The sequence below is a fragment of the Vibrio sp. V03_P4A6T147 genome, from assembly GCF_002241085.1.
In the GTDB taxonomy this organism is placed as follows: Bacteria; Pseudomonadota; Gammaproteobacteria; order Enterobacterales; family Vibrionaceae; genus Vibrio; species Vibrio anguillarum.
Genome location: NZ_NDIO01000305.1, coordinates 1 through 12,965 on the forward strand (window position 1 = coordinate 1; position 12,965 = coordinate 12,965).

The window sequence follows — 12,965 nt, forward strand, 5'->3', positions numbered from 1 at the left end:
AAATCTATCTGATTACTATGAGGTGAGCATAGTTAGATAGGATGCCCATTTAGGGCAATATTGAAATGAAACAACCACAAAAAAGTACCGCTTCGCTTGCACTATTAGCCGTAGGTATCGTTTATGGCGATATTGGCACTAGCCCGTTATATGCACTAAAAGAGGTGTTTTTTAGTCACCACCCATTACCGATCAATTCATTGAATGTACTTGGCATCCTCTCTTTGGTGTTTTGGGCATTTGTGTTGATCGTCTCGGTGAAATATTTAATGCTCATCACTCGTGCGCATAAACATGGTGAAGGTGGTATTTTAACTTTATCTGCAATTGCTAGAGAGCATTGCCCAGATTCACTAAAGCCTTTGGTGTTATTACTTGGGTTATTAGCCACCGGGTTCTTTTTTGGTGAAGCGGTAATAACGCCGGCTATGTCAGTACTGTCTGCTGTGGAAGGTATCGCGGTGGTGGAGCAAGATTTCGCACCATTCGTGCTACCGATTGCAGTAGGAATTATCGTGATTCTGTTTGCAATTCAAGCATTAGGCACCGAACGTATTGGGCGATTTTTTGCGCCGGTAATGGCTATATGGTTTCTCTCGTTGGGCGTTTTAGGGTTTAACGCTATCATTGAGCAACCACAGGTATTAGTCGCAATCAATCCTTATTACGCGTTTCATTTTATCGCCGAACAGGGGGTAAATACGTTGATCATTCTTGGCGTCGTAGTGCTGTCAGTGACTGGCGTTGAAGCCTTGTATGCTGATATGGGACACATTGGTATTAAGCCAATCCGTCTTGCTTGGTTTATGATTGTGTTACCCAGTTTATTGCTTAACTATTTTGGGCAAGGGGCTTATCTATTGGTTTCTCAAGGTGTTACAGGTCAAACCTTTTTTGGTTTAGTGCCTAGCCTGTGGCTATGGCCTGTGATTATTTTGGCTACCTTAGCGGCCGTGATTGCTTCACAAGCGGTGATTTCAGGGATCTTTTCATTAACTCGTCAAGCAATGAACTATGGTTATCTCCCGCCATTGAAAATTACCCATACGTCAGAGCACTCTCAAGGGCAAATTTATGTTCCAGCAGCCAATGTGTTGCTGTTTGTCGCTGTGCTGTTTGTGATGATGCGTTTCCAATCATCGGCTAACTTAGCCGCCGCTTATGGCATCGCCGTAACGGCGATCATGGCAATTTCGTCGTTACTGATAGTGATTGTGGCACGTTATTACTGGCAATGGCCGCGAGCACATGTTTGGTTGCTGGGGACGGTTTTTGTTAGCCTAGATGCCTTTCTCTTTACTTCAACTTCGACCAAATTGAGTGATGGTGGTTGGTTGCCGATTTCGCTAGGTGGTCTTATCTTTGCTGTGATGTCTATTTGGCAGCAGCAGAAGCAGCGTTTACTTGACGTGTCGGGCAGTGATTTGTCGCTTTCTGCCATGATTGCTTCTCTTGAAGGGGAAACATTTCGTCGTACTCAAGGTAATGCCGTCTACCTTTCGCGTGTCAGCCATCATGTCCCTCGCTCTTTGGTGCATAATTTGAAATACAATAAAACGCTTCATGAGCGTAATATATTGATGACGTTTCAGTATGAATCACAGCCTAAAGTGCATCCTTGTCGCCGAGCAGAGATCGAGCAGTTGTCAGAAACGTTTTGGCAAGTGATCATTCATACGGGCTATCAGGAAGTACCAGATATTGAACAAGTGATGCACTCCTGTTCGCTTAAAGGGCTGCATCTACATCCCAATGAGACTATTTTCTTGCTCTCTGCTGAGCGTATTCAGGCGCAGAAAGTGGGCCTATGGCATGATTTCAAAGCGCGGTTATTTATCTTAATGAGCAAACATGCGCTGCGTACGGCAGAGCGGCTTAACATTCCTTCTGATCGTTTGATTGAGATGGGCGTCTATCGAGAAATTTAATGTCTTGATTGCATTGTGTTGCGGTTCAGCGCACCGACTCATTGAGCTTAAAGTAAGATCCATCAACTCACGTAGAAATAAGCCGTTTCTTTATCAAGGAACGGCTTATTTCTTAGCAGGGTTAAGGTGTGTTATTCAACGTTTTTGCCAAGCGCTGCATACAGTGGCCAGTCACCTTGCTTAACCAGTGCCTTTGTGTATTCGGCGCTCTGCGCAAGATCATAATGGTGCTCAATGCATGGAGAATAAGCGACAACCAATGATGGCCCCTTATGTTCCCCAGCCGCTTGTAGCGTTTTGATCGTGTGGTTCATATTGGCCGCTAAAGCGATTCTTGCCACATAAATACCGGGCAGGTTTTGGTAAAGAGCAACCAAATCTTTGGCGGGATTTGGGTTGGGTAAACTACACAGTTTGGCTGTTTTTCCTTGTGGGGTTGATTTGGATTTTTGCCCACCAGTGTTGGCATAGCATTGAGTATCGAGTACTAAGATATTGATGTTTTCACCGCTGCGTAACACATGGTCAAGGCCGCCAAAACCGATGTCATAAGCCCAGCCATCGCCACCTATCAGCCATACCTGTTTTTCAATCAAATAATCAAGTAATAGCTTTAATTCGGCATGCGGAGTGTCTGACGTTAAGCTCGATTTTATCTTGCTCAGTTGTTGTCGACGCTCATCAACGTCAGTGAGTAACTCATTGCTGCCGTGAAGGGAGTGTTGAGCAAAGGCCGTTTGTGCTCGCGCCCCTAAGGCTTTGACGGCTAATCGCATTCCCAGCCCAAATTCCGCGTTATCTTCAAATAGGCTATTGGCCCATGCAGGTCCTCTTCCTTGGGCATCTTGGCTGTAGGGTGTTGTGGGCAAATTGCCACCAAAAATGGAAGAGCATCCAGTGGCATTAGCAATATAAAGTCGGTCACCAAATAATTGGGTCAAAATCCGAATATAAGGTGTTTCACCACACCCAGCGCAAGCATTAGGATATTCGAAATAAGGCTCAACATGCTGGATGGTTTTGACATCAATACGGCTCTGTTGGTGGATGTTTTGCATTGGCAGCGCATTAAACTGGGCAAACTGCTGCTGTTCTTGTTCATAACAAAGTGGCTTACTGACCATAGTCAGCGCTTTCTGCTCAGGGTCGCGCTTATCTTTGGCTGGACAAACTTGTGCGCAGAGTTGGCAGCCAGTGCAGTCATCGGGCGATACTTGTAATGTGTATTGCGCATCTTGTTGATGACGAGAGCGATAAGACATGGTTTTAAGCGCGGTCGATGTTTGATGTGCTTCGTTGGGTTCGAACACCCGAGCACGAATTGCTGAGTGCGGACATATCGAGACACAGTAACCGCACTGAGTGCAGAGATCCGGATCCCAAACTGGTAATTGTTCGGAGATATCTCGTTTCTCTAAAGAAGAAGTATTGGTTGGCCAAATCCCGTCAGCAGGGTAGGCAGAGACAGGTAAATCTCCTCCTTTCCCAGCGAGTAACCATTCCACCAAAGAAGAGGGTTGGCTGCGCTCTTTGATCGCAAATGATGTTTGCGAGGTTTGTGCGGTGATGGTGAAAGGTGAGTCGTTTATCTCGTGCGCTGCTGCCTCAATGCACGCGAGGTTACGCTCGATAAGTGCGTCAGGTTTTCCTTGTAATTGCGTTTTGCACATTGCTTGCAGAACCAGCAAAGTTGCACGCTGTTGAGAAGGTTCTTGGCTTGGGCTGAGCAGTAAAGTCGCCGCTACTTGCATAGCTACGCTGGCTTTGTTTTTGAGTTGATGCTGAGCGCTTAACTTATCGGCATCGATCGTCACCACTTTGATCTGTTTAGCTTGGATCGTCGATTGCAATGCAAATGGCAGAGAATCCCACAGTGCTTGCCCTGTAAGCGATGTGTTGATCAATAGTAGCGCGCGCTGACAAAATCGCTGCGTGATATCGATGTCTTTCAGTAGGCCTAATTGACTGAGCGAAATTAATCTGGCTTGCCGAATCGGGTACGGAGTTTGGATCGGTTGTTCGGAGAGTCGCAAGTGCGTCGTCGTAAGATTGCGTGATTTTTTCGAGTCGTACTCGAACTGAGCATTCACATACCAGTGGTTTTGCTTGCCAAGAGCTTTGAGCACGTTTTTTCCTGCCGAGATGCTACCATCACCACCGTAGCCGTACATCAACACCGTTTGCAGCGCTTCTTCTCGTTCAGGCTGTGAGGTAACGGGTAGGCTAAGATGAGTGACGTCATCATCGATTCCTACCACGAATTCTCTTTTCCGGCCGTGCTCATTTCGCATCATAGCGAAAATGTGCTGCGCATCTTCTGGAAAGAAAGCTTTTCCCGATAAACCATAACGGCCTCGGAATAACTCAATGGGTCGACCACTTTGGTAAATGGCATCAAGCACATCCAGATACAGCGGTTCACCGCTACTTCCGGGTTCTTTAGTGCGGTCCAACACACTGATCTGCTGTACCGATTCAGGCAAGGCGTTGAGTAATGCTTGAGTAGGAAAAGGGCGATAGAGATGAACGGTGACAACACCGACGCTCTCATCTGGCTTGCTTTGAACGTATTGGTTGAGTGTTTCACTGACCGAGCCAAGAGCGATGATTAGTCGTGTAGCTTGTGGATGGCCACAGTACTCTACTAAGTGATAGGCACGTCCAGTGAGCTGCGCAAACTCATCCATACAGGTTTGGACAACATCAGGTGCATGCTGTTGATAGCGGTTTTGCGCTTCGCGGCATTGAAAATAAGTATCTGGACCTGCCGTTGCTCCGCGTAAGGTTGGGCGATCGGGCGTTAAGGCGCGCTGACGAAATTCAAGCAATGCGCGATGGGGAAAAAGTTGCGCTACCTGCTCGGTGGTGAGCATGTCTATATTAGTTAAGGTATGAGAGGTGATAAATCCATCAAAAAAATGGACAAACGGTAACCGGCTGCGCAGTGAAGCTATGGTCGATATCAAAGCCATGTCTTGTGCTTGCTGACCGTTGCTTGCGCATAACATGGCAACGCCCGTTTGCCGAATCGACATCACATCTGAGTGATCGCAAAAAATCGATAGGGCATGGGTTGCGACACTGCGTGCGGCGACATGGATCACGCACGGAGTCAGCTCTCCCACCAATTTATATAAAGTGGGGATCATCAATAATAATCCTTGCGAAGAAGTAAAGGTCGTGGCTAATGCACCGCTCATGGCGCTACCATGCACAACCGCAATGGTTCCCGCTTCAGATTGCATCTCAATTACCTCGGGTGTCTCCCCTAAGATATTGAGCTGATGTTTTGCCGACCATGCTTCACAGCACTCGGCCATGGTGGTACTTGGCGTTATCGGGTATACGGCAATCACTTCACTTAATTGATAGGCTATATTTGCTACCGCAGTATTGGCATCAGTAATCCAATTCATTACTCTGGAAACCTCTTGTGTTTATCGCAATCGTTGCGACTTACGTCTGAAGATGTATGATTCCGTCACTAAGGTGACAAAATCACGAGAAACAAAGATGGTTAAGACGCTAAACATGGCGCGAGTAAACGAGACACAACGGGTCATCTTATTGATATGCCTGTATGTGTTGGTTACTACGGTAGGCGTGATTTACCGAAAAAATATCTTAGAAACAGACATGGCAATGCTGTTTTTATTGCTCAACATTGTTAGTGCTTCACTACTTCGTCCACGCAATGCATACCTCATGACCATTATGGGCGTCATAGTGTATTACTACTTCTTATTGCCGGATTACAGTTCGTTCCGTTTTAAGAATGCGCAGCATGTGATTACTTTTTCGGTGATGGTGTTCAGTGGGATGTTCGCGATCAATATAACACAGTCACAGAGAAAGCAAATACAGAAAAATAAGCACCTCCAGATGCGCCATAAGACCTATTATCAGCTTGCTTGCCACTTGTCGGCACTGCGAACCAGTGAGCAAATTGCGCAGGCGACCGTGCAGTTTCTTAATAAAGAGCTGAGCTTGCCGAGCGCGATTTTATCTGCTCACCCTCACTGGCATCTGCTTGCAAAAAACGATTCGTTTCCGTATGCCCAGCTAGAAGAATTTGATGGCCGTCATGTACCTGCGACCACCACCATTCACTGGCTTAAAGATCGAGAGACAGTATTGGGCGTATTAGCGGTTGAAAAAGATCAACAGGACAAAGTTACCCCGTGGGTCATTTCATTACTCAGTTTGTCACTGGCACGTTCGCAAGCTAACCAAGCGCTTGCGGAAGTGGAAACGGCTAATCAATTAGAAACCATGCGTAGCACGTTATTAGCATCAGTATCTCATGATTTGAAAACACCATTAGGGACGATCATTGGCGTGGCAACGACGTTGACCGATGCGGGGTTGAAGCTGGATCAAGAGGTGCAAGATGAACTATTGAAATCGATCGCTGAGCAAGGTGAGCGGCTCAATCGTAGTTTAACAAAACTGCTTGATATCACGCGTTACACTAGCGCGGCCCTCGTACCTAAGTTGGATTGGGTCGAACCTGAAGAAGTGCTTGGCAGTGCACTGAGCCGTTTATCTCGACGATTGCGTCACCATCATGTGAATTTAAAAAGTGAACCAATGTTGGTTGAACTCGATAGTTTATTGATTGAACAGGTTATCTCTAACCTGATTGAAAATTCAGCCAAATATACACCTAAAGGAAGTGAGATAGAGATCCAGATAGAATACCGTGATGAGGCGTTTATTTTAACAGTAGCGGACAATGGCCCCGGTATTCCTGAGCAAGAATTAACCCGAATTTTTGAGCGTTTTTATCGCCTCAACCATACCCAAGTCGATGGCACAGGGCTTGGCTTAGCGATATGCCAAGTGATCGTCACCGCACATCACGGTACGATAGTTGCTCGCAACCGTGAAAGCCAAGGTGTTAGTTTTACCGTGGCGATACCATGCCGACTTTACGATTTAAAGGGACTGTATGAACAGTGAAATTAAAATCTTGATCATTGAAGATGAAGCACCGATTCAACGTTTTCTCAACGTGTTGATCAGCGGTTATCAGTATCAAGTCAAAACGGCTGGAACAGCAGAGCAAGGGATAGCCTTAGTCGCAAACTGGAATCCGCATCTGATTTTATTGGATTTAGGCTTACCAGATATGGAAGGTATTGCACTCACCAAAGAGCTTCGGGGTTGGACGCAGACGCCAATCATTGTCATCTCGGCCCGTGATAAGGAATCAGATAAGGTTCAAGCACTTGATGCGGGAGCCAACGATTACTTGATTAAACCATTTGGTAGTGAAGAACTGCTAGCGCGAATACGTGTCGCGTTACGCCAACTGAGCCAACCTCAGCCTCAAGAGTCGGTTTGCTACCAATTCGGCCAGATCGTTGTCGACTTGGCATTTAAGCAAGTGACTAAAAGTGGTGAACCCTTAAAACTGACCAAAACCGAGTACAATATTTTAAAACTTTTGGTGAGAAATATGGGCAAGGTTTTGACTCATAAGCAAATTTTAAAAGAAGTGTGGGGCAGTAACTACATTGAACATCATCATTATGTTCGTATTCATGTTGCCCAGTTGCGTCATAAAGTGGAAGAAAATCCAGCCCAACCTAAACATATTATTACAGAAACAGGGGTAGGATATCGGTTGGTAGAAGGCGAATCAGACCAGTTTGCGGTTTAGGCTACTTTATAAAATCTTTATATCGAGCCTTGCTATCCATACAGCATCTATACGAAGCGCTTGTTAGACTCAATATCGGTTAAGTACTCAGGCAGAGCCAGCGTGAAATGTTAGTGGGATGTTTTGCGAGATATTGGATTAGTGAGCACGTAACAAATACACACATCTTTAGCCGTTTTGTAAGGAGCGCAAGCTTTTTACATTTATAATTAATTATTCTGTTTTAGGGCTCTTTTGAGCCCTTTTTTTATCTATTGTCAGCGTGGCTCGCTGCTATGCTCATACGATTACGAACGCCACGGCCATTTGAACCGTGGCGTAAGGCCGCTATAATTGGCTTTCTTCACTGATGCGAGGGGCTTTTTGCAGTGAACGCTTACGCATTAACCAACCCACCAGTACCGTTGAGATAGCGATCAACAGTGTCATCAGTGGTGCTAATATCAACGCATGATTGGCTATTTTGGCAAGCTTGTCGGGCAAAAGAGAAATACCTAAGCCTGAGCCGACCAAAAACAGAATCCATGCCAGCGCGCTCAGTGGTGAGACGAGCAGGAAGCGTGTTGGTGTTACTGCATTACGCAGCCCCATTACCATAGGCAGCAAAGAACGAACTACCGGCAGAAAGCGCCCCATGAACATGGCCAGTAGCCCATACCTTTGGATCAAGTTATCGGTAGTGCGCCACTGTTTTTCTGAGACTTTGTTGAGCCAAGTTGAGACTAATCGCCACTCTTTAAGTTGGTGGCCTTGATAAAAGGCGATCGCACTGCCCAGCCAACCAGCAAAAACCAGCACGCCAATAATGGCATAAAGGTTGAGTACCCCAACGGCCGCAAGGCTACCGCACAGTACAATCACACTATCGCAAGGCAGCGGCGCTGCTGGAATAAATGCACTTTCAACGAAGATAAGTAATCCAATGCAGAGGTAAAGTAACGACAGATCGACCTGTTGTAGCGCAAACAGATCTTGATGCCATAAGGCAGAAAAAATAGACAAAAAAGTATTCATAACAAGCTTCCTCAATCAGTAAATAGTAATAATTGGTCCGATTGAAAAAGGTGTTAAGCGTGGGCGAAGCGTGAATACAGGTTGGAAAATTGCAGTGCTTTACGCACAAAAACGTGAGTTGATTGACCTGTATACAGAGAACAAATGACGACAAGCGCAGTGGTACTGAGAGTGTAAAAAAGTAGGGTAGTTTCTGCGCTCGTCTCTTCGTCGTCATCTGAGATTAACCGAAGCCCACTGACTCGTGGCGATTCATGCCTTGTGGTTAATATCGCTGCATCACGATCAACAAAAAATGGATGACTGGAAAAATGAACATGCTGGATTGTCGTAGACTCACTCGCCGAAAAGCTTTGTGTAGCATTGAGGTTGAGCGAGGAGAACAGGCTCAATAAGCTAAACAAGAAGGCAAACATCAATGACTGGATCATAACTATCGCGAGGCTACTTAAACTGAGGGTGAGTATGCGGCGTGTCAGCGGTGCGTGTAAAGGAATTTTAGCCCTGGAAAAGCGTGAAAAAGTGAGCAGCGCTGCTGCTCACTCATGATGGTTAGATATTAATGATGCAAATTATATTGCTGCCGCGGTTGAGCTCTCGCTCGCTTTTGCGCGGTTTTTAAGGAAGGCGTAACCAAAGCCAGTCACCGCCGTACCAGCCGCAATCGCGATTAGGTACATCAGTACAGGTGTAATCGCATTTGGGATCAGTAGGACAAATAAGCCGCCGTGCGGAGCCATTAATTTCGCGCCAAACAACATAGACAGTGCACCCGTTAACGCGCCGCCTGCCATACAAGCTGGGATAACGCGCATTGGATCTTTCGCTGCAAATGGAATTGCCCCTTCAGAGATAAAGCATAAACCTAGTACAAATGAGGCTTTACCCGCTTCACGTTCACCGGCTTCAAATTTGTCTCTGGCAAGGAAAGTCGCAAGGCCCATACCTAACGCTGGCACCATACCCGCAGCCATAATAGCGGCCATTGGTGCGTAAGTTTGCGAAGCAAGTAGACCAACACCAAAGGTATACGCTGCTTTATTAATCGGCCCGCCTAAGTCAAAGCACATCATCGCGCCTAGGATTACACCCAGAAGTACGGCGTTGGCTGAGCCCATGTTGTTTAAGAACTCAGTCATTGCAGCCATGATGCTCGATACAGGGCCACCAACGATGTAAATCATCACCAAGCCAGTAAAGAGACTCGCCACAAATGGAATGATGAGGATCGGTTTTAGCGCTTCCATCGATTGAGGTAAGGAGACTTTATCTGCAATGAATTTAGCGGCGTAACCTGCAATGAAACCGGCCACAATACCGCCAAGAAAACCGGCTCCGGTAGAGCTTGCCAACATCCCGCCAATCAAACCAGGAGCAAGCCCCGGACGGTCAGCAATCGAGAACGCAATAAAACCCGCCATGACAGGGATCATTAATGCAAAGGCTGAACCGCCACCAATGGTCATCAGCGCTGCCGCCAATGTGCCTTGCTCTTTAAACGCTTCAATACCAAACACAAAAGAGAGTGCGATGATCAAACCACCCGCGACTACGACAGGAAGCATGTGAGATACCCCAGTCATCAGGTGCTTGTACACCCCTTTTTTCTCTTCGGTTTGATTGTTATTAGACGCTGACGATTGCGTATAAATAGACGCTTGGTTAAACGCGTTGGTGATCTCTTGCTCGGTTTTTTTCAGTGCAAGACCTGTACTGGTTTTGTACAGTTTTTTGCCGTTGAAACGATCGAGTGGTACTTCGATATCGGCCGCAATGATCACCAAATCCGCATCAGCAATCTCTTGCGCCGTGAGTTGGTTTTTCGCGCCCACAGAACCACGTGTCTCTACTTTGATTTGATGGCCAAGGCGTTTTGCATGGTTTTCTAGCGCTTCTGCCGCCATAAAGGTGTGTGCAACACCCGTTGGACAAGCGGTAATCGCCACGATTTTTTTAGCGGCTTGCGTTACGACTGGCGCAGATACCGTTTTTGCCTCTTGCTCAGTTAGGATAGTCGCTGCACTTATCGCGCTGTTCAAAAAAGCAACGGGATCAGACGTGCAGGCTGAAATGTCACTTTGGTACACTTTTTTGCCGATAAAGCGGGTGGTATCTATTGGTGTATTACGAGCAATAACCACCACATCTGCGTTGTCGATTTCACTGCTAGAGAGCGTATGGCCTTGAATGATGCTGGAATGGCATTCAACCACAGCGGTCCAATTGAGCGATTTTGCCGCTTGTTCAAGCAGCCCGGCAGCAATGATGCTGTTTGCAACGCCACTGGGGCATGCGGTAATAATAGCAATCTTCATAGTTACGACCTTCTGTCCTTATGAGTTAGCGCTTAAGCTAACGGGTTGTAATTGGATTTGTTGTTGTAGGGTTTCTAGTTGTTTTCGGTTTGACATACCCACGCCGACTTGCGTAACAGCTAACGCAGAGAGGGCAGTGGCAAAAGTAAGCAGTTCTGTTTTTTCCATCTGCTGCATGTGTCCCCAGCAAAGGCCAGCGACTAAAGTATCGCCTGCGCCAACAGTGCTAACGACCTGCATACGTGGTGGTTTTGCATGCAGCCATTGATGTTGGTTCAACCACATCACGCCATTTGCTCCCATCGACACCACTATATTTTCGATGCCTTTTTCGGCCAGTTGCGCGGCGGCCGCTTGGCATTGCTCAGGAGTGTGTAGTTCACGCCCCACAAATTGAGAAAGCTCTTCATCGTTTGGTTTAATCAACCAAGGCTTAGCGTCAAGGCCCGCTTTGAGAGCATCACGGCTGCTATCAAACAGTACTTTTTTACCCATCGAGTGCAGTTTTTCGATCCACGAAGCACATAATGCTGGGGAGATGCCCTGTGGCAAGCTACCAGCGAGCACAAAATAGTCGTGATCAGCGGCTAATCTCTCGAGAGTGCGTTCGAACTGCTCAATGGCAAGCGGCGTCACTTCAACTCCGGGGAAATTGATGTCGCTCACTTCACCCGATTGCTCCACCAATTTCACGTTAATACGGGTTGCACCATCAACACGAACAAACTCATCAATTGCGGCCATCTGATCAAATAGCTGACAGAACAACTCTTGGTTATCACGGCCAAGAAAGCCGGTCACAGTCACCTTTGCACCGAGATCGCTCAGTACTTTCGCAACATTAACCCCTTTACCTGCGGCGTGAAGTGAACCTTGTTTGACTAGGCTCACTGAGCCAACATTCAGCACATCCAAGCTACCTGTTAAATCAAGCGCTGGGTTTAGCGTGATAGTGACGACTTTATTTGTCATGGCTTAATCCTCACCCTTCACCTAGACCAGAAGCAATCGCTTTACCGATCGATTCTAATGCTTGCTCGGCGTCTGCCCCCTCAGCTGAAAACTGAAGCTGGTGGCCATGTTTTACGCCCAGCGCAATGACTTTCATCAGGCTTTTCGCGTTGGCTGTTTTTCCGTCGCCATCTAAGTTAGACACTTTGATATTGGCTTCAAATTTCTTCGCTTCGGCCACCAACATCGCTCCTGGACGAGCGTGCAGACCATGTGCATTTTTGATTTTGAATACCGCAACCTTGCTTGCTGCGCTCTCATCTTTTGCCGGAGCTTGCTCATTGTCATTGCTGAAGAAAGCCAATAATTGGGCAGCATTCGCATTGAGCAAGGTTTCTTGCTGTTGCTGAAGCACAAGCTGCGTGAGCTTATCCAGAATGTTTTGGTGAGCATTATTACAAGCGGCAATCGCGATCAAGGCTTTGACGTTGAGTTGATTGTATTCACACGCATTGGCGGTTGACACAAACGAAATGCCCGTGCGTTTGACCGCTTTGTCACTGCTGATTAACCACAATCCCTTGCCTAGGTGGGTTGGCTCTTTCGTGACCAGTTCGGCAACAAATTCATTGTCGGCACAGCCGGTATTGCGTAGCAAACCGCCAGCGACGGCGCTCATCTGTACCATATCACTGGCAGGGAAAAGCAGTTGGATCAACGAAGCATCAAAATCAGGCTCAAATTGCACTTCACCATTGAGGAGTGCAATGACATCATTGGCACTGGACGCTTGTTTCAGTTTCTCTTCAACGCCATCGGCGGATAACACTTGCGTCAGTTGCTTCAGAATGCCCAAATGTTCATCGGATTTCGCTGCAATACCAATCGCGACATAAACGGTTGTGTCGTTACCCCAGTCAACGCCGTTGGGGAAGTGGTGAACAGCAACACCCGTTTGCTTAACCAGTTGACGTGTATCGGTTGTACCGTGTGGGATCGCGATACCATTACCAAGAAAGGTCGAATTCTGAGCTTCACGGTTAAGCATGCCATCGACATAACCTGCTTCGACGAACCCTTTTTTTTTTTAGA

The 12,965-nt window shown here is 46.8% G+C and carries 8 protein-coding genes and 1 pseudogene; 3 read left to right on the plus strand and 6 right to left on the minus strand.

Translation table 11 applies throughout. The annotated features are described in order from the left end of the window. Positions 1-65 precede the first annotated feature (65 nt). Positions 66-1,928 carry a potassium transporter Kup gene (locus B9J84_RS11910; RefSeq protein WP_094124212.1) on the plus strand — a complete coding sequence of 621 codons (1,863 nt, stop codon included), beginning with the start codon at positions 66-68 and terminating at the stop codon, positions 1,926-1,928. Positions 1,929-2,059: 131 nt separating this feature from the next. Here the strand turns inward: B9J84_RS11910 and nifJ are convergent, their stop codons facing one another. Continuing rightward, positions 2,060-5,344 carry a pyruvate:ferredoxin (flavodoxin) oxidoreductase gene (gene nifJ, locus B9J84_RS11915; protein WP_094124213.1) on the minus strand — a complete coding sequence of 1,095 codons (3,285 nt, stop codon included), beginning with the start codon at positions 5,342-5,344 and terminating at the stop codon, positions 2,060-2,062. A 115-nt stretch (positions 5,345-5,459) separates the two neighbouring features. Between nifJ and B9J84_RS11920 the strand changes: the two genes are divergently transcribed. Then, a complete protein-coding gene (locus tag B9J84_RS11920) occupies positions 5,460-6,890 on the plus strand; it encodes an ATP-binding protein (protein ID WP_094124215.1) in 1,431 nt (476 codons plus the stop codon). Next, a complete protein-coding gene (locus B9J84_RS11925) occupies positions 6,880-7,593 on the plus strand; it encodes a response regulator (protein ID WP_017046943.1) in 714 nt (237 codons plus the stop codon). The genes B9J84_RS11920 and B9J84_RS11925 overlap by 11 nt, the downstream gene beginning before the upstream one ends. A gap of 327 nt (positions 7,594-7,920) precedes the next feature. Here B9J84_RS11925 and B9J84_RS11930 read toward each other — a convergent pair whose 3' ends face one another. The 5 genes and pseudogenes from B9J84_RS11930 to fruB all read right to left on the minus strand — a co-directional run. Beyond that, complete coding sequence (locus B9J84_RS11930) at positions 7,921-8,607, minus strand: DedA family protein (RefSeq protein ID WP_026027215.1); 687 nt, start codon at positions 8,605-8,607, stop codon at positions 7,921-7,923. 53 nt (positions 8,608-8,660) lie between these two features. Further along, on the minus strand, positions 8,661-9,038 hold the full coding sequence (locus B9J84_RS11935) for a hypothetical protein (protein WP_234913510.1): 378 nt from the start codon (positions 9,036-9,038) through the stop codon (positions 8,661-8,663). Between the two features lie 141 nt (positions 9,039-9,179). After that, positions 9,180-10,922 (minus strand): PTS fructose transporter subunit IIBC, encoded by a 1,743-nt coding sequence (fruA, locus tag B9J84_RS11940; RefSeq protein ID WP_064626671.1) that lies wholly within the window; start codon positions 10,920-10,922, stop codon positions 9,180-9,182. Between the two features lie 18 nt (positions 10,923-10,940). Continuing rightward, entirely contained in the window at positions 10,941-11,894 is a 954-nt protein-coding gene (gene pfkB, locus B9J84_RS11945; RefSeq protein WP_013868484.1) for a 1-phosphofructokinase, read from the minus strand. A 10-nt stretch (positions 11,895-11,904) separates the two neighbouring features. Then, positions 11,905-12,954, minus strand: a pseudogene (fruB, locus tag B9J84_RS11950) (fused PTS fructose transporter subunit IIA/HPr protein); the annotation flags it as partial. Positions 12,955-12,965 lie beyond the last annotated feature (11 nt).

Excerpts from the sequence above, each read along its gene's own strand:
- B9J84_RS11920 (WP_094124215.1), top strand. The coding sequence starts at position 5,460 with ATGGCGCGAGTAAACGAGACACAACGGGTCATCTTATTGATATGCCTG.
- B9J84_RS11925 (WP_017046943.1), top strand. The coding sequence starts at position 6,880 with ATGAACAGTGAAATTAAAATCTTGATCATTGAAGATGAAGCACCGATT.
- pfkB (WP_013868484.1), bottom strand. The coding sequence starts at position 11,894 with ATGACAAATAAAGTCGTCACTATCACGCTAAACCCAGCGCTTGATTTA.
- B9J84_RS11935 (WP_234913510.1), bottom strand. The coding sequence starts at position 9,038 with ATGATCCAGTCATTGATGTTTGCCTTCTTGTTTAGCTTATTGAGCCTG.
- B9J84_RS11930 (WP_026027215.1), bottom strand. The coding sequence starts at position 8,607 with ATGAATACTTTTTTGTCTATTTTTTCTGCCTTATGGCATCAAGATCTG.
- B9J84_RS11910 (WP_094124212.1), top strand. The coding sequence starts at position 66 with ATGAAACAACCACAAAAAAGTACCGCTTCGCTTGCACTATTAGCCGTA.
- fruA (WP_064626671.1), bottom strand. The coding sequence starts at position 10,922 with ATGAAGATTGCTATTATTACCGCATGCCCCAGTGGCGTTGCAAACAGC.
- nifJ (WP_094124213.1), bottom strand. The coding sequence starts at position 5,344 with ATGAATTGGATTACTGATGCCAATACTGCGGTAGCAAATATAGCCTAT.